We start from the raw sequence: 20250 nt of genomic DNA on the forward strand, positions 1-20250 counted from the left end.
CCCCCCCCCCCCCCCCCCCCGGGGCTAGCCGCGTGCCGCCTGGCGCGGGCGGCGGTGTCGGATCACGCGCTCGCGCAGGGTGTCCCAGACCCAGTTAAACGCCATGGTGTAGGGCAGGAAGAAGAGCATTAAGCCGATCTCCAGCATAAACGCCTGCAGCAGCGATACCCCCAGCACGATGGCCACCATGGTGACGCCGATGATAACAAAGCCGGTCTCGAAGCCGATCGCGTGCAGCGCCCGCACTTTCAGCCGGCGGGGGACGCGGGAGACCGGCCACAGGCGATCGAAAGCCGCGTTATAAATGATGTTCCATACCATCGCCAGGGTGGCGAGCAGAATGCTCAGCCCGCCCATCTCCACCACCGAACGCTGCATCAGCCAGGCGGCGGTGGGGGCGAGGATCAGCGTCGCCAGTCCTTCGAAGGTGATGGCGTGGATAACGCGTTCGGTGAGCGTCTTGCGCTGATGCGGGGTCTGTTGCATGGCGAGCTACCTCCAGTTTTAGCCTGAACAGGAAATTACCCGGCAGTTTATGGAAAAATATGATAAACAAAAGATAGAAACCATCGATAAAGTAGATACATCATGCGTTATTCACCGGAAGCGTTAACCGCCTTTGTCGAGGCCGTTGACAGCGGGTCGTTCTCCGCCGCCGCCCGTCGCCTGCGGAAAAGCCAGTCGACGATCAGTACCGCTATCGCCAACCTGGAGGCTGACCTCGGGGTGACCCTCTTCGATCGGGCAACGCGGCAGCCGACGCTGACGCTGCAGGGGGAGCAGGTGCTGAGCTATGTCAAAGCGATCCTCGCCGCCAGCGAGCGTCTGGATGAGCTGGCGGTGTCGCTGTCCGGCGAGACGGAGCCGCGACTGACCTTTGTGCTCTCGGACACCCTGCACCCGGACGTGCTGGAAGATCTGCTGGTGCAGTTTGACCGCCGTTTCCCTCATACCGAGTTTGAGTGTTTGATTGGCGAAGATGAGGACGTGATCGATCTCCTGCAAAAATCCCGCGCCCAGGTGGGATTGATTGAGGCGAGAGAGCGCTACCCGACCGATATCGGCAGCACCCGCCTGCCGCTGCAGACGGCGATGGGCATTTACGTGGCGCCTGACCATCCGCTGGCGGCGCAGGGCAAGGTTGTCTGGGATGAACTGCGCAGCTGGCGCGAGCTGCGTTTGAGCACCTTTCTGGCCAGCGCCACGGAGCCTGCCGCCGGGCAGGTCTGGTCGGCGCCAAACTACCTGCTGCTGCTCAGCATGGCGGTGCAGGGCTTCGGCTGGTGCATTCTGCCCTGCGCCCTGGTGGCGGAGTTTGCGCCGCAGGGCGGGCTGGTGGCGCTCGATATCCCCGGCTGGCCGCGGGCGATTTCGGTGGATCTGCTGTGGAACAAGAAAGCGCCGCTCGGGGCGGCGGGCAGCTGGCTGCGTCAGCATCTGCAGCGGCGTGAACGTTAACGAATGGCTAATTCTTTGTGATTGGCCTCACTTTTTTTAAACAATTACAAAGTTTTTTGATAACAATTATCTAGTATATCGCTGTTTCTTTGCGCAAAAGCACGGGCAGGGGTAGAGGATGAAGGATGTCGTGATCGTCGGGGCGCTGCGAACGCCGATTGGCTGCTTTCAGGGCGCGCTATCGCGCCATACAGCCGTCGAGCTGGGTAGCGTGGTGGTGAAGGCGCTGGTGGAGAAGACGGGAATCGATCCGCAGAGCGTGGATGAGGTGATCCTCGGCCAGGTGCTGACCGCGGGAACCGGGCAAAACCCGGCCCGTCAGTCCGCTATTCGCGGCGGGTTGCCCAACACGGTATCGGCTATCACCATTAACGACGTCTGCGGTTCCGGTCTGAAAGCCCTGCACCTCGCCACCCAGGCCATCCAGTGCGGGGAGGCGGACGTGGTTATCGCCGGCGGCCAGGAGAACATGAGCCGCGCTCCGCATGTCCTCACCGACAGCCGCACCGGCGCCCAGCTGGGCAACAGCCAGCTGATTGACAGTCTGGTCCATGACGGCCTGTGGGACGCCTTCAACGATTACCATATGGGCGTCACGGCGGAAAACCTCGCCCGGGAATACGGCATCAGCCGCGAACTGCAGGACGCCTGGGCGCTCAGCTCGCAGCATAAGGCGCGCAAGGCGATTGATTCCGGACGCTTTCGCGATGAGATTGTCCCGGTCGTTACCGAGCATAACGGCGCGCCGCGCACCGTGGATACCGATGAACAACCGCGGGTGGATGCCAGCGCGGAAGGGTTGGCCAGCCTGCAGCCTGCCTTCGATCGTCTCGGATCGGTGACCGCCGGCAACGCTTCCAGCATCAATGACGGCGCGGCGGCGGTGATGATGATGAGCGAGGCGAAAGCCGAGGAGCTGGGGCTGCCGATCCTCGCGCGGATCCGCGCCTTCGCCAGCGTCGGCGTCGATCCGGCGCTGATGGGCATCGCCCCGGTGCACGCCACCCGGCGCTGTCTGGAACGGGCCGGCTGGCGGCTGGACGACGTCGATCTGATCGAAGCCAATGAGGCCTTTGCCGCTCAGGCTATCTCCGTTGGCCGGGTACTGGAGTGGGATGAGCGACGGGTCAACGTCAACGGCGGCGCGATCGCCCTCGGCCACCCGATCGGCGCCTCCGGCTGCCGGATTCTGGTGTCGCTGGTGCATGAAATGATCAAGCGCGATGCGCGTAAAGGGCTGGCGACGCTGTGCATTGGCGGCGGTCAGGGCGTGGCGCTGGCGGTAGAGCGCGCGTAGCGCTGAATGTCGATTTCCATGGCCTCCTGCGGGAGGCCTTTTTTATGCGCCGCGCTTTGCCGACCCCCCTCTTTTTTGCCGTATTTCCCTTCTCCCCATCGTCAATTTATTGAGCTCCGTCACGTCTTGTTGTGCCACCTTTTTTGAAACAAATAACTACGATCCTGGTCACTAAAACTGAGGTACTTAAAAAATAAAATAACGTTTCATAAAAACGAAATGACATTTTATTTATTATAAGGGGTACCCTATGTTAAAACGATCTCTGGTTCTGGCCGCCCTCTGCGGTATGTCTTTTGCGGCAACTGCGGTCACGATAGATTTACGTCATGAATTTATTGATGGCGGCAAGAGCGATAAAAGCAATGCCGACCGCGTCTCGGTATCCCACCGCTTCGCCAACGGGCTAGGCTTTACCGTGGAGGCCAAATGGCGTTCAGGCGGCGACAACGGGTCGCAACCCTATTCGGACGTGGTGGGCAACGGCCATGAAGACACCATCAGCTGGCGCTGGAAAGCGACGTCGAACCTTTTCCTCACCCCCGGGTTTACCATAGAGAGCAACGACAGCCGCTCCATTTACAAGCCGCATCTGCACGTACAGTACAGTTTCGACAATGGCTTCTATGTCGCCGCTCGCTATCGCTATGAGTACACCCGCTATCCGAACGATGCCGGTAAAGATGATGACAAGGTGAATCGCGGCGACGCGTGGGCCGGGTTTGCCCTCGGCGACTGGCGCACCGAGCTGAACTATGTCTATGCCCGCAGTTCGGAAGGGGTGAACCGCAACGACAACAAACCCTACTCACAGGAATATAACGTGAAGGTAGCCTATAAGCTGGATAACAACTGGTCGCCGTATGGTGAAATCGGCAACGTCGGCGTGAATGACCGCAGCGATCGCCAGACCCGTTTCCGCGTCGGGGTGGCCTACTCGTTCTGATTTCCGCCAGACCCTCATCGTCTCTTTTCCCCGGCGCCGTCAGCCGGGGTTTTTTATGCGCCAAAGCGAGGGAACAAAAAAAGCCCTCCGCGAAGGAGGGCAAGGCCAGTTACAGAAAAACGTTCGCCGGGCTCAGGCGCTCAGCATCGGCGGATGGTCAGGTAATTTCGCGATATAGATGGCCGGCTTGCCGTCTTTATCGGAGCTGAACAGAATGGCGCTGTCATCCGGCGTAAACGAGGGGTGCGGGTGAGTCACCTGGCGGCTGTTGGCCACTGTCGCCCACGAGGTATCATGGCGCGCGACGCGGAAGTAGCGCTTCTCCGCCACGTTAAAGACGTAGAGATAAGGATCGTTATCAATGGAGTAGCCGCCGGTATCTTTGACATCGACCGGCGTGCCCGATCCATCGCCCACCAGCAGCGTGCCGTCGAAATTGCTCATCAGATGCGAGCAGGCGGGCATCGTCATCAGGGCCTCGTTGACGCCGCTTTCCGGATCAAAGCGATAGATCGTCCGCCCCTGCTGGCCTTTCAGATAGGAGACGTAGATCAGCGCTGAACCGTCCGGTACCCAGAATTCATGGGTGCAGCTTTCGCCCGGGGCATGCGCTTTGACTTTACGCACGTTGCTGCCATCTTCATTGACCAGCCACATGCGGGCGTCAACCAGATCGTGCGGCCCTTCATGGCAGAAGGCGACGGTATGGTCGTCGAAGGGACGATAGATCGGATGTCCCAGCCAGATTTTTTCCTCATGGATCACCTGGCTCTCACCGCTGCGCAGGTCGACGCGCAGCAGGCGGCAGTGCGGTCCTTTGTGGAAGAAGTCATGAAAAATCTGCCAGTCGTTGAGCGGCGTCCAGTCGCTTTTCGCAATCTCAATGCCTACCAGTTTGCTGCAATCGCTGTTCGCCACCCAGGTGCCATAGCCGACCCACTCCTCGCTGACGCGGTAAACTTCACGCTCGGCGAGGGTGGTGAGGTTCACCTCCAGCAGGGTACGGTCATTTTTCACGTAATAGAGCGACTTATCGTCCGGGGAGAGGAAGCCGCCGAAGGTGTTATCCCCGGCGCCTTCCGTCAGCTGGACAGCTTCGGCGCTGGCGATATTCAGCAGATAGTAGTTCCAGTGGCCGTCAAACTCGCCGGCGAACAGTAAATGGCTGCCATCGTTAAAAAAGCACTTCTGATAGAAGTAGTTGCGATGACAGGTGACCTCCGGGGGGGTTAAACGGGTGACTTCCGCCCCGGTATCCGGATCGCGGCTGACGTGATAGTTCAGTTTGACCCGCATGCCTTTAGCCATGTAGTGCTCCTTTCTTTCCTGCGATGCCGCTGGACCAGAGGCGTGTCGCTGAGTGATGTGTTTTAAAAGATGGGTGTTAATTTATCAAAACAACGTTTCATTATTTGTGATGTCTCACGCAGTTCAGCGCAATTCCCGCATCTTCCGCGGCCTGCTGGCCCCACTTCGACCGTCTCTCCAGGCAACCGGTTGAATCATCGTCCTTTTAAAACCGCTTCCTGTCCGGCGCGGGTTGCCGCATCCGTTCGCTTTTTCTTTTTTTGTAATCGGCGTCATAAAAAATGAAACGACGTTTTAAATATCATTGAAAATGACAGGGGGTGGGGCTAAGATGGCACCCATTAGTAAAACGGAACTCTGTTTTATTTTTATGATGGGCTATGCCCGTGAGTTCGCCCTACGCTCAGTCGCGCCGCCGGCGCGAGCCGGGCCGAGAGAACCTTGCCTGCATACTGCAGGCTCTGAACGACTAAGGAACACATTATGATTCTTGATGCATTCTCCCTGCAGGGAAAAGTGGCCGTCGTGAGCGGATGCGATACCGGTTTAGGTCAGGGGATGGCCCTCGGGCTGGCGGAAGCGGGCTGCGATATTGTCGGTATCAATATTGTCGAGCCGGTGGAAACCATCGAGCGGGTGACGGCGCTGGGACGCCGCTTTCTCAGCCTGACCGCCGACCTGCGCCAGATCGACGGTATCCCTCAGCTGCTGGAGCGGGCGGTGGCGGAGTTTGGCCATATTGATATTCTGGTCAACAATGCCGGCCTCATCCGCCGCGAGGACGCGCTGGCGTTCAGCGAAAAGGACTGGGACGATGTCATGAACCTCAACATCAAGAGCGTATTTTTCATGTCCCAGGCGGCGGCGAAGCACTTTATCGCCCAGGGCAGCGGCGGGAAGATCATTAACATCGCCTCGATGCTGTCGTTCCAGGGCGGGATCCGTGTGCCGTCGTATACCGCGTCCAAAAGCGCGGTGATGGGCGTCACCCGCCTGCTGGCCAACGAGTGGGCTAAACACCATATCAATGTCAACGCCATCGCCCCGGGGTATATGGCGACCAATAACACCCAGCAGCTGCGCGCTGACGAGCAGCGCAGTAGCGAAATCCTCGAGCGCATTCCCGCCGGGCGCTGGGGCCTGCCGTCCGACCTGATGGGGCCGGTGGTCTTCCTCGCTTCCCCAGCCTCCGATTACATCAATGGCTACACGGTGGCGGTGGACGGCGGCTGGCTGGCGCGCTAACCGTCGGCGACGGCCGGCGCGACACTCATCGCCCCGGCCGTCTGAGCAATTATTGTCCATACCGTAAAATGAGGATCGTCCATATTCCAGAGTGCAGAATGAATGTTACCGCCCTGTATGAACAGGGTTATTAACTAGGCGAAACGAATTTTTTGTTACTTTGAAAGTTTAATGTCCATCACAAAACCCATCTTGCCAGCAAAATAGTCCATATCTTTGGCGTATCCAGCCTGACAAACTCCTCCGCCAGTCACGTACTTTCGTCCTATGTCTTTCTCTGTGTGGCAGGAATAAAAATGACTTCAATCAGTAACGACTCTGCATTAACGCCGCGGGCGCAACGTGACACCCGGCGGATGAACTGGTTTGTTTCTATCGCCGCGGCGGTGGCGGGGTTGCTCTTTGGCCTGGATATCGGCGTGATATCCGGGGCGCTGCCCTTTATAACCGACCACTTCACCTTATCCAGCCAGCTTCAGGAGTGGGTGGTCAGCAGCATGATGCTGGGGGCGGCGATAGGCGCGCTGTTTAACGGCTGGCTGTCGTTCCGCCTTGGCCGCAAATACAGCCTGATGGCGGGGGCCGTGCTTTTTGTCGCCGGCTCTATCGGCTCCGCTTTTGCCGCCAGCGTGGAAGTGCTGCTGGTGGCCCGCGTGGTGTTGGGGGTGGCCGTTGGGATCGCCTCTTATACCGCGCCGTTGTACCTCTCCGAAATGGCCAGCGAGAACGTGCGCGGAAAAATGATCAGTATGTATCAGCTGATGGTGACCCTCGGCATTGTGCTGGCGTTTCTTTCCGATACCGCCTTCAGCTACAGCGGTAACTGGCGCGCCATGCTGGGCGTGCTGGCGCTGCCGGCGGTGATCCTGATCGTTCTGGTCGTCTTTCTGCCGAACAGCCCTCGCTGGCTGGCGGAGAAAGGGCGCCATATCGAAGCGGAAGAGGTGCTGCGGATGCTGCGCGATACCTCGGAGAAGGCGCGCGATGAGCTTAACGAGATCCGCGAAAGCCTGAAGCTGAAGCAGGGCGGTTGGGCGTTGTTCAAGGTCAATCGTAACGTGCGCCGGGCGGTGTTCCTTGGCATGCTGCTGCAGGCGATGCAGCAGTTCACCGGTATGAACATCATCATGTACTACGCCCCGCGTATTTTCAAAATGGCGGGTTTTACCACTACCGAACAGCAGATGATCGCCACCCTGGTGGTGGGCCTGACCTTTATGTTTGCCACCTTTATCGCGGTGTTCACGGTGGATAAAGCGGGCCGCAAGCCGGCGCTGAAAATCGGTTTCAGCGTGATGGCGCTGGGCACCTTGGTGCTCGGCTACTGCCTGATGCAGTTCGACAATGGCACCGCCTCCAGCGGCCTCTCCTGGCTTTCCGTCGGCATGACCATGATGTGTATTGCCGGGTATGCGATGAGCGCGGCGCCGGTGGTGTGGATCCTCTGCTCTGAGATCCAGCCGCTGAAATGCCGCGACTTCGGCATCACCTGCTCCACCACCACCAACTGGGTGTCGAACATGATCATCGGCGCCACCTTCCTGACGCTGCTTGACGCGATCGGCGCCGCCGGGACCTTCTGGCTCTACACGGTGCTCAACGTGGCCTTTATCGGCGTCACCTTCTGGCTGATCCCGGAGACCAAAAATGTCACCCTCGAGCACATTGAGCGCAACCTGATGGCGGGCGAGAAGCTGCGCAACATCGGTAACCGTTAATGTGAGGCGCGCGGCAGCCACGGGCTGGCGACCTTGCGCGTCTCCCGATGGTTGTCGCCGTGAATGATATGCAGGGCGCTCAGGCGCCCGATGTCGTAGTGCGGCAGCTGCACCGTGGAGAGGGGCGGCAGAAACAGATCGCCAATGCCCACCATATTGTCGTATCCCACCACCGCCACGTCCTGTGGAATGCGTAACCCCTGGCCCAGCAGCGTCTGATAGACCATAAAGGCGATGCGATCGTTGCCGCAAATCACCGAGTCAAAGCCGGGTTTACCCTCGCGGATATGCGCCATCACCACCCCCGGAATATCGTGGTAATGCTCATCGCCCTGGGCCATATACGAGTGGGTCAGGCTGTCCGGTTCGATGCCCGCCTCCCGGCAGGCGCGCTCCAGCCCCTGACGGCGGCGGATTGTCGCCAGCTGGCTGGCGGGTAAGTGCAGGCACAGCGGACGACGATAGCCCGCGGCAAGCAGGGCTTTTACCGCGTCGTACTGACCCTGTTCATCGTCCGGGATATAGCTGGCCACCGGCTGGCTGAGGCTTTCGCAGTTGGCCAGCACGCAGGGCAGGGTCAGCAGTTTGTCCGGCAGCGGCACCTGGCGCAGGCCCATGGTGGTAAAGATAATGCCGTCCGGACGGTGGGAGAGGAGCAGGTCGACCACCGCTTCCGGCCGATCGTCGGAAAACATGTTGACCACAAAGCTGTTCCAGCCGTGGGCGCGGGCGGTCTCTTCGATCGAGAGGGTGATCTCCACCGAGAAGGGGGTGGTGACGGTATCCAGCGCCAGCACGCCGATGGTGCTGGGGGTGGCCCGCGCCCCGCGGATCTTTTTCGCCGACAGGTCGGGGACATAGTTGGTTTCGGCGATGGCGGCCTGCACGCGGGCCAGCGTCTCCGGCTTGAGCCGCTCCGGGGTGTTCAGCGCCCGAGAGACGGTCATCAGAGATACATTCGCCAGTTTTGCTACATCTTTCAGGGACGCCATTTTTTCCTCCGCCATAGCTGCAGAGTACAGGCTATACAACTAAGTCGCTGATGTAAAAGCGTGAAACGATTTTATGCTAGCCTCGTCCTCCACGCTGCCGCGGTTAATATTTGATCGCGATCGCATCTTCATTATGTTAACGTTAACTTTTGTGATTAACATCATGTATCGCAGCGAATCCCCCTGCGCTTTGTTTTTTGTTAACGTTACCATAATTGCATTCCTCTAACACGAGAATGTCATGATGAAAGCGCATCACTCACACAGCTACCCGTTGCTCAGTGCCTTACTGTTTTTCTTTTTCGTGACCTGGTCGTCATCCGGCTCCTTGCTTTCCATCTGGCTGCACCAGGAGGTCGGGCTGAAGGCCGGCGATACCGGTATCATCTACGCCGTTCTGTCGGTTTCCGCGCTGTTTGCGCAAGTTTGCTATGGCTTTATCCAGGATAAGCTGGGGCTGCGCAAACATCTGCTCTGGTATATCACCGCGCTGCTGATCCTCTCTGGTCCGGCGTATCTGCTGTTCGGCCATCTGCTGAAAATTAACGTCCTGCTGGGCAGCATCTTCGGCGGGATCTACATCGGCTTGACCTTTAACGGCGGCATTGGCGTGCTGGAATCCTATACCGAGCGCGTGGCGCGCCAGAGCCAGTTTGAATTCGGCAGGGCGCGGATGTGGGGCTCGCTGGGCTGGGCGGTGGCCACCTTCTTCGCCGGTCTGCTGTTTAACATCAATCCGCAGCTTAACTTCCTCGTCGCCAGCTGTTCCGGACTGGTGTTTTTTATCCTGCTGGCGCGGCTGCGCGTCTCCTCGGCGCCGCATGCGATGCAGGAGGCGGTTTCGGGCGGCAAGGTGACCCTGGAAGATGCGCTGCGCCTGCTGACGCTGCCGCGCTTCTGGGCGCTGGTCTTCTTCGTCATCGGCACCTGCATCTACGGCGTCTATGACCAGCAGTTCCCGGTCTATTTCTCATCGCAGTTCGCGACCCTGCAGGAAGGCAATGAGATGTATGGCTACCTCAACTCCTTCCAGGTGTTCCTCGAGGCGGCCGGCATGTTCTGCGCGCCGTGGCTGGTGAACCGCATCGGCGCCAAAAACGGTCTGATTTTCGCCGGCATGGTGATGGCGATGCGCATGGTGGCCTCCGGCCTGGTGGAGGGGCCGCTGCTGATCTCCATCACTAAACTGCTGCACGCGGTGGAGCTGCCGATACTGCTGGTGGCTATCTTTAAGTACAACAGCATCAACTTCGATAAACGCCTCTCCTCCACCCTCTATCTGGTGGGTTTCGCTTGCACCAGCTCGATTATCGCCAGCGTTTTGTCGCCGCTGGCGGGCTACAGCTATGAAAAATATGGCTTCGCTCAGTCCTATCTGATCATGGGCCTGCTGGTGTTCTGCACCACCTTTATTTCCATCTTCTTGTTGCGCTCCGGCAAATCCTCCGCCGATCCGCTGGTGTCGCAACCTACCGCTGTCTGAATCAAAAAGAGTGAAAATGATGACTTACACAATCTCCAGGGCTGAACAGGTACTCCAGACACAACGCCAGGCGCTCAATCTGCGCTGGTATCCGCACTATCACCTGGCGGCCCGCGCCGGGTGGATCAACGACCCAAACGGTCTGGTGTGGTTCGACGGCTGGTACCATGCCTTTTATCAACATCACCCGTACTCAACTCAGTGGGGGCCGATGCACTGGGGGCACGCGCGGAGTAAGGATCTGGTGCACTGGGAGCATCTGCCGGTGGCCCTGGCGCCGGAGGGGCCGGAGGATAAAGACGGCTGCTTCTCCGGCTCGGCGGTGGTCGATGGCGATACCCTGGCGCTGATTTACACCGGGCATAAATTCCACGGCGATCCGGGCGACGAAGCCAATCTGTATCAGGTTCAGTGTCTGGCCACCAGCCGGGACGGGATCCACTTCGAGCGCCAGGGGATGGTGGTCGACACCCCGCCGGGCATGCACCACTTCCGCGACCCGAAGGTCTGGCGGGAAGGAGACAGCTGGTACATGATCGTCGGCGCGCGCGAAGGCGACACCGGCCAGGTGCGGCTGTACCGCTCAGCCGATCTGCGCCAGTGGCAGGATGTGGGGGTGCTGGATGAAGCGGAAAGCGCCATGGGCTATATGTGGGAGTGCCCGGACTTCTTCACCCTCAACGGCAAACGCGTTCTGATGTTTTCCCCGCAGGGGATGCAGGCCGAGGGGTTCCGCAACCGCAACCTGTTCCAGAGCGGCTATCTGATCGGCGAGTGGCAGCCGGGGCAGCGATTCGTCCGCCACGGCGAGTTCAGAGAGATGGATCACGGCCACGATTTCTATGCGCCGCAAAGCTTCGCCACCCCCGATGGCCGGCGGATCGTGATTGGCTGGCTGGATATGTGGGAATCACCGCTGCCGGAGCAGCAGGACGGCTGGGCGGGCATGCTCTCCCTGCCGCGCGAGCTGAGCCTGAGCGCGGATAACCGCCTGCAGATGCGCCCGGCGAAAGAAGTGGAGAGTCTGCGCGGCGCCTGGTTCCCGTGGCCGGTAAGCACCCTGAACAATCAGCAGACCACGATGGTCGACAACTGCGAGGCGATGGAGGTGAACCTGCGCTGGAACTGCGCCCGCAGCAGCGCCGAGCAGTATGGCCTGCGCTTTGGCGATGGCCTGCGCCTCTACGTGGATGCCCAGCAGCAGCGTCTGGTGCTGGAGCGGCATTATCCGCAGCATGGCCTGTGCGGGGCGCGCAGCGTGCCGTTGACCGCCGGGGCGGATCTCAATCTGCGGATATTTTTCGATAGCTCTTCGGTGGAGGTGTTTGTCAATGACGGCGAAGCCTGCCTGAGCAGCCGTATCTATCCGCAGGCTCCCCGCCGTGAATTAGCGTTATTTGCCTGGAGCGGCTCAGCGGCATTAACTGAAGCCGGAGCCTGGCAGCTCGAATAATAATAAGGCTGTTGTCGTTAATAACCCGTCTTTGACGATGGGCGGGTTATTATTGCCTGCATCGTCGTGCATTACCCATTAATAACAAATTTAGTTCATTCCATAATAAAAGGGTTTACCGATGAATAAAATCTGGGTCGGGTGTTTTCTCACGTCTCTCTCTCTGCCACAGGCGATGGCGCAGGCGCCGTTATCGCTGGAGGATCGGCTGGCGCAAATGGAGCAGCGGCTGAAGGCGACGGAGGCGCGCGCCGCCAGCGCAGAGGCGGAGATTAAGACGCTGAAAGGCCAGCAGCTGGCCACGACGGTCGCCCGCGCGGCGCCGGCTACGCCGCGCCTGCAGCTAAACGACAATGGCGAATTAAAATTTTATGGCGATGTCGAATTTAATCTTGATGGCGCCAGCCGCACCGGCAGCCTGACGTCGGTCAAAACCAGCGCGAATAAAAGCTGGGCGCCCGGTGATAAAGAGCGTTGGGATATTAATGGCCGTATTCTGCTGGGTTTCGATGGCCGACGTAATGGCGCCGACGGGAAATATGCCGGATTCAGTGTGCAGCCCCTGGCGGATATGGATGGCAAAATGAATCTCGATGATGCGGTATTTTTCTTTGGTCAGCAGGATGACTGGAAAATAAAAATAGGCCGCTTTGAAGCCTGGGATATGTTCCCCCTGAATCAGGATACCTTTATTGAATATTCAGGAAATACCGCCAACGATCTCTATTCCGACGGCTATGGCTATATTTACATGATGAAAGAGGGGCGCGGGCGCAGCAGCAGCGGCGGCAACCTCCTGTTCAGCAAAACGGTGGATAACTGGTATTTCGAGGTTAACACCCTGGTGGAGGATGGCAGTTCGCTGTTTGTCGATCAGAACTATCACGGTAATGCGCTGGAAAACCGCAAAAACGTGGTGTACGTGCGGCCGGTGGCGGTGTGGCAGTCCGGCGCGTGGTCGGCGGCGGCGGCGATAGAGAGCAACCTCGTCAACAACGCCTACGGCTATCAGAACCAGGGCGGGCGCTGGGTCGACCAGTCAAACCGTACCGGCTACGGGATGACCATGAGCTGGAACACCCTGAAAAGCGATCCGCAGGACGGGGCGGTGGTCAATCTGAGTACCGCCCTGCTGGACGCGGCGGACGAAACCGACTTCAGCGCCGGGATCAACGCCCTGTGGCATCGCGTGGAGCTGGGCTATATCTACGCGCATAACAAAATCGACCAGTTCAACATGGCCGGGGTGAGCAGCGAGTGCGATGACGACTGCGCAATCCTCGCGCCGGGGCGCTATGACATCCACACCGTGCATACTTCCTGGCAGTTGCCGAATATTATGGCGATGCCGAACTTCAATATTTACCTTGGCGCCTACGCCTCGTGGCTCGATTCCACGGGAGCGAAGAGTGGGAATCCCGATGAACGCTACGGCGCCCGGGTGCGCTTTAAATATTTCTTCTGACAGGATACTCAGGCAGGCTCTCCCGCGGCGGCCGCCGCGGGAGGTTTCCGACGGGCAGGTTAGCGCATCGCGCGGCGCAGAATGCGGTCGGTCTGGCGTTGGAAGTCCTCGGCCGCTTCTTCCACCGACTTTTTACCGTAGTCGATGTACTGCAGGGTGGTGCCGAACTGGGCGACGATCTGCGGGTCGTCGAAGTACGGCGAGACCGGCAGAGTGGTGGGCAGGGATTGCGCCAGCTTCAGACCGGACACCGCCGGATCGTCGGCTTTGATGATCCCGTCTTCGGTCAGGTAGGTGACCGCCGCTTTACTCAGCGGCACGCCGCGCTCCAGTCCGAGAATATCCACCCCTTCTTTACTGTTCAGCAGGAAGTTAATCACTTTCGCCGCCGCCTGCGGGTTTTTCGTCGATTTGCCAATCGACAGCATTTGCGCAGGCTTGAAGAACAGTCCGGCATCGGTGGCCCCGGGGAGCATCGGGTATTCCCCCAGCACCAGCTTCGCCGGCGGCTTCAGGTTGTCGGAGTATTTGTTGATGGTGGAGTTCCACATGTAGGTCCCGCCCCATTCACCCTGGATCCACGGCTTCATCTCGTACATGTTGCTCTTGCCGAAGGAGGCATAGTAGCGGGTGTCCGGCATGACATGGCTGTCGATAAGCTTCTTATACATGCCGAAGAAGTCCGCCCACTGCGCTTTGCTGTAGGAGAATTTGCGTCCTTTCTCATCGATGGCCGGCTGGTTGTATTTTTGCACCATGTAAGAGTTGAGCAGGGCCAGCACGTCCTGGTGCTCAAGCACCACCGGGTAGTACTGTTTCCCGAGTTTGCTTTCGAAAGTTTTCCCCGCCGCCAGCAGTTCATCCCAGGTTTTCGGGAAGGGGATGCCCGCTTTTTTCCACGCTTCGTCGTTAAAGTAGAAGACCCGGGCGGTGACCGACACCGGGATGCCGTTGAGCTTGCCATTGACCGTGGTGGACTGCAGCTCTTTGGCGTCGAACTGGCTGAGATCGATCTCGTCTTTCAGAGTGTTGAGATCGTAAAAACCCTCGCCATTTTTCGAAAAAATCGGCAGCCAGTTCCAGTTGGTCTGCATCACGTCAGGCTCGGTGCCGCCGGCTATCTGGGTGGTCAGGCGCGAAAGATGGCCGTCCCAGCCGGTATATTCCGCTTTGACATTGATATCAGGATATTGCTGGTGAAAAGCCTCCAGCGCCTTGAGAGTCACCTGATGGCGGCCATTGCCCCCCCACCAGGACATACGCAGGTCGACATCCTGCGCCAGCGAGGAGAAGGCGCTAAGGCCCAGGGTGGCGGAGAGGGTGGCGCTTATCAGCACGTTTTTCATTGTTATGCTCCAGGGTTCACAGAGAGAGGTTCTGTTCGGTTTTGGCGTCAAAGATGTGACACTTGTTAAGATCAAAGGTGAAATAGACTTTTCGATTCAGTCCCTTAGCTATCATCGGCTTCGCATCGTCCGACGGCACGCGAGCGGTCAGCTCGTAGCCCGCGACCTGCAGATAGACAAAGAACTCATGGCCCATGTTTTCCACCCGCACCATCTCGCCCATGCAGCCGCCTTCGGCGAACGGCGCGTCGGAGAGCGACACGAATTCCGGGCGGACCCCGTAGAACACCTCCTGATGCTGATACGCGCCGACTTTCTCCGCCAGACGGTCGTTCAACGGCAGGCGCTGGTCGCCCAGGGTCAGGCACAGGCGGCCGTCGTGCTCAACCAGCTGGCTGGGGCGAATATTCATCTCCGGCGCGCCGATGAAGCCGGCGACAAACATATTTTTCGGCTGGTGGTAGAGGTTGTCCGGGGTATCGACCTGCATAATGTGGCCGAGCTTCATCACGCAGATGCGGTCGCCCATGGTCATCGCTTCCGTCTGATCGTGGGTAACGTAGACGGTGGTCGCCGGTTTACCGGATTTTTTCAACTGCTTATGCAGATCGGAAATGCGGATGCGCATCGAGGCGCGCAGCTTGGCGTCCAGGTTGGAGAGCGGTTCGTCGAACAGGAAGACGTCCGGTTTTTTGACGATCGCCCGGCCCACCGCCACGCGCTGCGCCTGGCCGCCGGAGAGCTGGCGCGGCAGACGTTCCAGCAGCTCCTCCAGTTCAAGAATTTTCGCCGCTTCCTCCACCTGCCGATCAATCTGCGCCTTGGGCAGCTTGCTCAGCTTCAGGCCGAAGGCGAGGTTTTCCCTTACCGTCATATGCGGATAGAGGGCGTAGTTCTGGAACACCATCGCGATACCACGGGATTTAGGCGCCAGGTTGTTGACGATCTTATCGCCGATCCGCACCTCGCCGCCGCTGATGGTCTCCAGACCCGCCAGCATGCGCAGGGTGGTCGATTTGGCGCAGCCGGAAGGGCCGACGATCACCATAAATTCGCCATCGGCAATCTTCAGGTCGATACCATGCACCGCTTTAAACCCGTTTGAGTAAACTTTTTCCAGTTTGTTGAAAATCACTTCAGCCATGATATTTCCCTCTTAACCTTTGATTCCGCTGCTGGTCACGCCCTGCACAAAGTAGCGTTGAGCCAGGAAGAAGACGATGATGGACGGCAGAATGGAGATGCTCGCCATTGCCAGAATTTCGTTCCACGGCGCGCCTTCCGTGACGTCGATAGACATTTTTAGCGCCAGCGCGATGGGATACTTATCGACGCTGTAGACGTAGATCAGCGGACCGATAAAGTCGTTCATCGACCACATGAACTGGAACAGCGCCACCGAGATAATGGCCGGCTTGAGGATCGGCACTACCACATACCACAGCACCTGGATGGAGTTGCAGCCGTCGATCTGCGCCGCCTCTTCCATATCGCGCGGGACGCCGCGCAGAAACTGGATCAGCATGAAGACAAAGAATCCCTGGGTGGCGAAGGCCAGCGGCAGATACAGCGGCAGATAGCTGTTCAGCATCCCCATTTCACGGAACATCAGGTACTGCGGGATCAGCAGGACGGTGCTCGGCAGCAGCATGGTGGTGATGAGCGTCGCGAACCAGAACTTCTTCCACGGGATCTCAAAACGTGCGAAGCCGTACGCCACAATGGTGGAGGAGATGATCGTTAACACGACCTTCGGGATCACATACTTAAAGGTGTTCAGCATATAGTGGCCGAAATGGTATTCGGTGCCGGTCTTCCAGCCGTTGATGAACCCGTCCCAGGTGGCGTGAGTCGGCCACAGCCCGAGGGTGGTGAAGATCTCATGGTTCGGCTTGAACGAGGCGGAGAACATCCACGCCAGCGGGTAGAGCATCAGCAGGCCGACGAACACCAGCACGACGTAGCGCACCACCCGGCTCACCTTTTCCCGGCGCAGCGTACGGGCCACCTCACGATCGGCGTCGCTTATCACCGGCGCCATCTGTTGAATATCAGCCATTTTTGCCTCCCTTATCGGCGGAATAGAAGACCCAGTATTTCGATGACTTAAAGGCTATCGACGCAAAGACCGCCACGACGAGGAACAGCACCCACGCCAGCGCGGCGCCATAGCCCATGTCGAAGTACTTAAAGGCGGTATCGTAGATGTAGAGCGAGAACAGGTAGGTGTAATAGGTCGGGCCGCCGCCGGTTATCACGTACGGGCCGGTAAACTCCTGGAACGCCTGGGTGGTCTGCATAATAAAGTTGAAGAAAATCACCGGGGTGATCAGCGGCACGGTGACCTTCATAAACATCTGCCACTTCGAGGCGCCGTCGATCATCGCCGCCTCATACTGCGACTGCGGGACGTTCTGCAGCGCGGCGAGGAAGATGACCATCGCGGAACCAAACTGCCAGACGCGCAGCAGGGTGACTGACATCAGCGCCAGCGAGGGTTCCCCCAGCCAGTTGATGGCATCGATGCCAAAGACGGCGAGAAAACTGTTCAGCAGGCCGTCAATGGCGAACAGGGCGCGCCACAGCACGGCAATCGCCACCGAGCTGCCAAGGATCGACGGGATATAGTAGGCGGTGCGGAAAAAGCCGATACCGCGCAGTTTGAAATTGAGCACAAAGGCAATGCCGAGGGCGAAAGCCAGTTTTAAGGGGATGGTTAAAAAGACGTAGGCAAAGGTCACCCCCATCGATTTCCAGAACAGGCTATCCTCGGTCAACATATAGCGATAGTTTTCAATGCCGTTAAATACCGGCGGACTCATCAAGTCGTACTCAGTAAAACTGAGAAAGAAAGATGAAACAAAAGGAAAAGCGGTAAAGACAATCAGCCCGATGATATAGGGCGATATCCATGCCAATCCCAGCAGCTTGTTTTCATTCATACATACCTACCTGGCTTACGAGTTGTAATACGGATCCGGTGACGCGGCGCTGTCGGCCTTTGGCCGCGAACCACGCAAAAAAGTCTGAACGCTTCCTCTGGTTAACATATCCTTGTTAATGAATGGGTTAGGTTTTAAGTGGCCCAGCGTGGAGGGGCCGTCAGGCTCTTTTTATATGCTGATCTGTTTTTTATAAAACACCGTTTTAATTTCATTTTATTGCGATTTATTTCCGCGTCATGCAGATCTGGATGGAAATGTGATCAAAGTCGAAACGATGTTTCAAAAAGGTGAGGTGGTAAGCATTTTAGGCGTTTGTGAGGGGCTGAAAAGTATGAAATATCAGCGTAAGCGAGGCGGAGAATATTATTATCAGGATAATGATTTTGCCGGTATATTTTATTCGAAGGTACAGGTAGATAACCGGGGGCGGCAAGCGCCCCCCGACATGGATTAACCCTGGAGGAAATCTTCGCGGATGGGGGTAAAGGTATCGAGCAGCGTGCCGGGCTGCAGACAGACGCAGCCGTGCATGATCCCCGGCTGCTTGTACAGCGTATCGCCAGCGCTGACGACGCGCGTCTCCTCGCCGATGGTGAATTCGAACTCGCCGGAGAGCACGTAGGTGAGCTGTTCGTGAGGGTGGTTATGCATTGGGCCGACGGCGCCGGCGGCAAAATTTACCTCCACGGCCATCATTTTGCCGTCATGGGCCAGAATGCGGCGGGTTACGCCATTGCCAAGGTCTTCAAGGGTGGTGTCTTTATGGAAAATAAACATCTGCCGATCCTGTTGTTAAAATGAAACATTGTTTCACTTAAGTTATCTCACTCTTCATGAAAAAGAAATACGCGGCCAGAGAAGTGGAAAGTTGATCACAAGTTTGTTTCACTGGCAGAAACAACATAAGGAGCAAAAGATGAAAACCATTGGCCTGTTAGGCGGCATGAGCTGGGAGTCAACGATCCCTTACTATCGCCTGATTAATGAAGGCGTGAAGGCGCGACTGGGCGGGCTGCACTCCGCCAGACTGGTGTTGCATAGCGTCGATTTTCACGAGATTGAAGCCTGTCAGTCCACCGGCGACTGGGATCGCGCCGGCGCGATCCTTGCCGACGCCGCGGTTGGGCTGCAGCAGGCGGGCGCCGAGGGCATTGTCCTGTGCACTAACACCATGCACAAGGTGGCGGATGCCATCGCCGCCCGCTGCCAGGTTCCCTTTCTGCATATCGCCGACGCCACCGGAAGGGCGATTGCCGCCAAGGGCCAGCGGCGGGTCGCGCTGCTGGGCACCCGCTATACCATGGAGCAGACCTTTTACCGGGGTCGTCTGCAGGCGCAGTTTGCCATCGAGACGCTGATCCCCGAGGCCGACGATCGGGCGCGGATCAATCAGATCATTTTCGACGAACTCTGTCTCGGCACCTTCAGCGAGGCGTCGCGGGATTATTATCTGCAGGTGATTGCCGCCCTGGCGGAGCAGGGGGCGGAAGGGGTTATTTTCGGCTGCACGGAAATTGGCCTGCTGGTGCCTGCCGAGCTCAGCCCGCTGCCGGTCTTTGACACCGCGGCGATCCACGCTGAGGACGCGGTCAACTTTATGCTCTCTGCAGAACCGACGCCAGCGGCGTGAGGATCTGCGGCAGACTCTGCTGCAGGTGCGTCACGAAGGCGTCGACCAGCGCCGATCGCGGGCGATGGAGCGGGCGGATCAGGCTGACGGTAAACGGCACTTCGACGCTGAAGCGGCGCACCACCACGCCGCTATCGGCATAGTCCAGGGCGGTCAGCGGGTTAACCACCGAGATCCCGGCGCCGGCGCGCACCATGGCGCAGATCGAGGCCGCGCTGTGGGTTTCGACCACCATCCGCCGCTTGACCTGATGCTCAAGGAACAGGGCGTCGAGCAGCTGGCGATAGCTGTCGGTGCGCGACAGGCTGATGTAGTTCTCGCCCTGAAAATCGGCGGGGGTCAGCGTCGTCTGCGCCGCCAGCGGATGGCCGGCGGGCAGCACGCAGACTTCATTCAACGTCAGCAGCGGGGTGCGTTCAGTGCCCGCGGGGGTATGCAGGGTCTCCGTCAGGCCAAGGTCATGGCGCTGGGCGGAGAGCCACTCCTCCAGCAGCGGCGACTCCTGGGGGACGATCTGCAGGCTGACCTCCGGGTAGCGGGCGAGGAACGGCGGCAACAGCAGCGGCAGAAAGGACTGGGAAAAGACCGGCAGACAGGCTATCGACAGCTCGCCCTGGCGGAACTCGCGCAGGCTCTCGGCGGCGCTGACGATGCGGTCCAGGCCGTACCAGGAACGCTGAACCTCCTCAAACAGGCGCAGGCCCTGCACGGTTGGCTGCAGGCGACCGCGGGTCCGTTCAAACAGCCGCAGGCCGAGCACCTTCTCAAAGCGCGCCAGCTCGCGGCTGACGGTGGGCTGGGAGGTATGCAGCATCCGCGCGGCTTCGGTCAGGTTGCCGGTGGTCATCACCGCATGAAAGATTTCGATATGACGCAAATTGACGGCTGGCATGCGGTCTCCCTGAGGCTCGGCTGGAACTATATCATTTTTGCATAGAGTCGCGATAAAACGATATTTTTTATT

The 20250-nt window shown here is 58.6% G+C and carries 20 protein-coding genes; 11 read left to right on the plus strand and 9 right to left on the minus strand.

Annotated features, from left to right (window positions below; all coding sequences use genetic code 11):
* Window positions 1–24: 24 nt before the first annotated feature.
* Window positions 25–486, minus strand: coding sequence for a multidrug/biocide efflux PACE transporter (locus ABLX76_RS03170; protein WP_348873957.1), 462 nt, complete (start codon window positions 484–486; stop codon window positions 25–27).
* Window positions 487–588: 102 nt separating this feature from the next.
* On the opposite strand from ABLX76_RS03170, the gene ABLX76_RS03175 reads away from it, so the two are divergent.
* From ABLX76_RS03175 to ompK26, 3 genes are all read left to right on the plus strand, one after another.
* Window positions 589–1458 carry a LysR family transcriptional regulator gene (locus ABLX76_RS03175; protein WP_348873959.1) on the plus strand — a complete coding sequence of 290 codons (870 nt, stop codon included), beginning with the start codon at window positions 589–591 and terminating at the stop codon, window positions 1456–1458.
* Window positions 1459–1576: 118 nt separating this feature from the next.
* The gene (locus tag ABLX76_RS03180; protein WP_087775411.1) at window positions 1577–2755 is read left to right on the plus strand and encodes an acetyl-CoA C-acetyltransferase; all 1179 of its coding nucleotides are present in this window, start codon (window positions 1577–1579) and stop codon (window positions 2753–2755) included.
* A 250-nt stretch (window positions 2756–3005) separates the two neighbouring features.
* Entirely contained in the window at window positions 3006–3701 is a 696-nt protein-coding gene (gene ompK26 / locus ABLX76_RS03185; RefSeq protein ID WP_004205398.1) for a KdgM family porin OmpK26, read from the plus strand.
* 132 nt (window positions 3702–3833) lie between these two features.
* Here the strand turns inward: ompK26 and ABLX76_RS03190 are convergent, their stop codons facing one another.
* Window positions 3834–5009, minus strand: coding sequence for an oligogalacturonate lyase family protein (locus tag ABLX76_RS03190; protein ID WP_032453989.1), 1176 nt, complete (start codon window positions 5007–5009; stop codon window positions 3834–3836).
* 483 nt (window positions 5010–5492) lie between these two features.
* On the opposite strand from ABLX76_RS03190, the gene kduD reads away from it, so the two are divergent.
* Both kduD and ABLX76_RS03200 read left to right on the plus strand, forming a co-directional pair.
* The gene (kduD, locus tag ABLX76_RS03195; protein WP_101977726.1) at window positions 5493–6254 is read left to right on the plus strand and encodes a 2-dehydro-3-deoxy-D-gluconate 5-dehydrogenase KduD; all 762 of its coding nucleotides are present in this window, start codon (window positions 5493–5495) and stop codon (window positions 6252–6254) included.
* A gap of 296 nt (window positions 6255–6550) precedes the next feature.
* Complete coding sequence (locus ABLX76_RS03200; RefSeq protein WP_004205402.1) at window positions 6551–7972, plus strand: sugar porter family MFS transporter; 1422 nt, start codon at window positions 6551–6553, stop codon at window positions 7970–7972.
* Here the strand turns inward: ABLX76_RS03200 and ABLX76_RS03205 are convergent.
* Complete coding sequence (locus ABLX76_RS03205; RefSeq protein WP_032453988.1) at window positions 7969–8964, minus strand: LacI family DNA-binding transcriptional regulator; 996 nt, start codon at window positions 8962–8964, stop codon at window positions 7969–7971. The genes ABLX76_RS03200 and ABLX76_RS03205 overlap by 4 nt on opposite strands.
* Window positions 8965–9058: 94 nt before the next feature.
* Between ABLX76_RS03205 and ABLX76_RS03210 the strand changes: the two genes are divergently transcribed.
* From ABLX76_RS03210 to ABLX76_RS03225, 4 genes are all read left to right on the plus strand, one after another.
* The gene (locus tag ABLX76_RS03210) at window positions 9059–9193 is read left to right on the plus strand and encodes a hypothetical protein (protein WP_032429210.1); all 135 of its coding nucleotides are present in this window, start codon (window positions 9059–9061) and stop codon (window positions 9191–9193) included.
* Window positions 9194–9205: 12 nt separating this feature from the next.
* Window positions 9206–10447 (plus strand): MFS transporter, encoded by a 1242-nt coding sequence (locus tag ABLX76_RS03215; RefSeq protein ID WP_023290917.1) that lies wholly within the window; start codon window positions 9206–9208, stop codon window positions 10445–10447.
* 19 nt (window positions 10448–10466) lie between these two features.
* Window positions 10467–11900, plus strand: a complete 1434-nt coding sequence (locus ABLX76_RS03220; RefSeq protein WP_348874050.1) for a glycoside hydrolase family 32 protein — start codon at window positions 10467–10469, stop codon at window positions 11898–11900.
* Window positions 11901–12021: 121 nt separating this feature from the next.
* Entirely contained in the window at window positions 12022–13365 is a 1344-nt protein-coding gene (locus ABLX76_RS03225) for a carbohydrate porin (RefSeq protein WP_348873962.1), read from the plus strand.
* A gap of 59 nt (window positions 13366–13424) precedes the next feature.
* On the opposite strand, the gene ABLX76_RS03230 is transcribed toward ABLX76_RS03225, so the two are convergent.
* Genes ABLX76_RS03230 through ABLX76_RS03245 form a run of 4 tightly spaced genes read right to left on the minus strand, consistent with a single transcriptional unit; the run spans window position 13425 to window position 17653 of the window.
* Window positions 13425–14711: an ABC transporter substrate-binding protein gene (locus ABLX76_RS03230; protein WP_032453986.1), complete on the minus strand. Its 1287-nt coding sequence runs from the start codon at window positions 14709–14711 to the stop codon at window positions 13425–13427.
* A gap of 16 nt (window positions 14712–14727) precedes the next feature.
* Entirely contained in the window at window positions 14728–15855 is a 1128-nt protein-coding gene (locus ABLX76_RS03235; protein WP_017899248.1) for an ABC transporter ATP-binding protein, read from the minus strand.
* Window positions 15856–15867: 12 nt separating this feature from the next.
* Window positions 15868–16770 (minus strand): carbohydrate ABC transporter permease, encoded by a 903-nt coding sequence (locus tag ABLX76_RS03240; RefSeq protein ID WP_023290913.1) that lies wholly within the window; start codon window positions 16768–16770, stop codon window positions 15868–15870.
* Window positions 16763–17653 (minus strand): sugar ABC transporter permease, encoded by an 891-nt coding sequence (locus ABLX76_RS03245; protein WP_002915995.1) that lies wholly within the window; start codon window positions 17651–17653, stop codon window positions 16763–16765. Before ABLX76_RS03245 ends, ABLX76_RS03240 begins: the two co-directional genes overlap by 8 nt.
* Before the next feature lie 259 nt (window positions 17654–17912).
* Between ABLX76_RS03245 and ABLX76_RS03250 the strand changes: the two genes are divergently transcribed.
* Window positions 17913–18110 (plus strand): hypothetical protein, encoded by a 198-nt coding sequence (locus tag ABLX76_RS03250; RefSeq protein WP_048335229.1) that lies wholly within the window; start codon window positions 17913–17915, stop codon window positions 18108–18110.
* Here ABLX76_RS03250 and ABLX76_RS03255 read toward each other — a convergent pair.
* On the minus strand, window positions 18107–18433 hold the full coding sequence (locus tag ABLX76_RS03255) for a cupin domain-containing protein (protein WP_023290912.1): 327 nt from the start codon (window positions 18431–18433) through the stop codon (window positions 18107–18109). The two genes, ABLX76_RS03250 and ABLX76_RS03255, sit on opposite strands and share 4 nt — an antisense overlap.
* A 139-nt stretch (window positions 18434–18572) precedes the next feature.
* Between ABLX76_RS03255 and ABLX76_RS03260 the strand changes: the two genes are divergently transcribed.
* Window positions 18573–19286, plus strand: a complete 714-nt coding sequence (locus tag ABLX76_RS03260; protein ID WP_023290911.1) for an aspartate/glutamate racemase — start codon at window positions 18573–18575, stop codon at window positions 19284–19286.
* Here ABLX76_RS03260 and ABLX76_RS03265 read toward each other — a convergent pair.
* A complete protein-coding gene (locus ABLX76_RS03265; protein WP_023319085.1) occupies window positions 19252–20178 on the minus strand; it encodes a LysR family transcriptional regulator in 927 nt (308 codons plus the stop codon). The two genes, ABLX76_RS03260 and ABLX76_RS03265, sit on opposite strands and share 35 nt — an antisense overlap.
* Window positions 20179–20250: the final 72 nt, after the last annotated feature.

The sequence above is a fragment of the Klebsiella sp. JB_Kp004 genome (genome assembly GCF_040065795.1).
GTDB classification, from domain to species: Bacteria; Pseudomonadota; Gammaproteobacteria; order Enterobacterales; family Enterobacteriaceae; genus Klebsiella; species Klebsiella quasipneumoniae.

Bases quoted from the DNA above. Each gene is read 5' to 3' on its own strand.
- ABLX76_RS03170 (WP_348873957.1), bottom strand. From the start codon at position 486: ATGCAACAGACCCCGCATCAGCGCAAGACGCTCACCGAACGCGTTATC.
- ABLX76_RS03175 (WP_348873959.1), top strand. From the start codon at position 589: ATGCGTTATTCACCGGAAGCGTTAACCGCCTTTGTCGAGGCCGTTGAC.
- ABLX76_RS03180 (WP_087775411.1), top strand. From the start codon at position 1,577: ATGAAGGATGTCGTGATCGTCGGGGCGCTGCGAACGCCGATTGGCTGC.
- ompK26 (WP_004205398.1), top strand. From the start codon at position 3,006: ATGTTAAAACGATCTCTGGTTCTGGCCGCCCTCTGCGGTATGTCTTTT.
- ABLX76_RS03190 (WP_032453989.1), bottom strand. From the start codon at position 5,009: ATGGCTAAAGGCATGCGGGTCAAACTGAACTATCACGTCAGCCGCGAT.
- kduD (WP_101977726.1), top strand. From the start codon at position 5,493: ATGATTCTTGATGCATTCTCCCTGCAGGGAAAAGTGGCCGTCGTGAGC.
- ABLX76_RS03200 (WP_004205402.1), top strand. From the start codon at position 6,551: ATGACTTCAATCAGTAACGACTCTGCATTAACGCCGCGGGCGCAACGT.
- ABLX76_RS03205 (WP_032453988.1), bottom strand. From the start codon at position 8,964: ATGGCGTCCCTGAAAGATGTAGCAAAACTGGCGAATGTATCTCTGATG.
- ABLX76_RS03215 (WP_023290917.1), top strand. From the start codon at position 9,206: ATGATGAAAGCGCATCACTCACACAGCTACCCGTTGCTCAGTGCCTTA.
- ABLX76_RS03220 (WP_348874050.1), top strand. From the start codon at position 10,467: ATGACTTACACAATCTCCAGGGCTGAACAGGTACTCCAGACACAACGC.
- ABLX76_RS03225 (WP_348873962.1), top strand. From the start codon at position 12,022: ATGAATAAAATCTGGGTCGGGTGTTTTCTCACGTCTCTCTCTCTGCCA.
- ABLX76_RS03230 (WP_032453986.1), bottom strand. From the start codon at position 14,711: ATGAAAAACGTGCTGATAAGCGCCACCCTCTCCGCCACCCTGGGCCTT.
- ABLX76_RS03235 (WP_017899248.1), bottom strand. From the start codon at position 15,855: ATGGCTGAAGTGATTTTCAACAAACTGGAAAAAGTTTACTCAAACGGG.
- ABLX76_RS03240 (WP_023290913.1), bottom strand. From the start codon at position 16,770: ATGGCTGATATTCAACAGATGGCGCCGGTGATAAGCGACGCCGATCGT.
- ABLX76_RS03245 (WP_002915995.1), bottom strand. From the start codon at position 17,653: ATGAATGAAAACAAGCTGCTGGGATTGGCATGGATATCGCCCTATATC.
- ABLX76_RS03255 (WP_023290912.1), bottom strand. From the start codon at position 18,433: ATGTTTATTTTCCATAAAGACACCACCCTTGAAGACCTTGGCAATGGC.
- ABLX76_RS03260 (WP_023290911.1), top strand. From the start codon at position 18,573: ATGAAAACCATTGGCCTGTTAGGCGGCATGAGCTGGGAGTCAACGATC.
- ABLX76_RS03265 (WP_023319085.1), bottom strand. From the start codon at position 20,178: ATGCCAGCCGTCAATTTGCGTCATATCGAAATCTTTCATGCGGTGATG.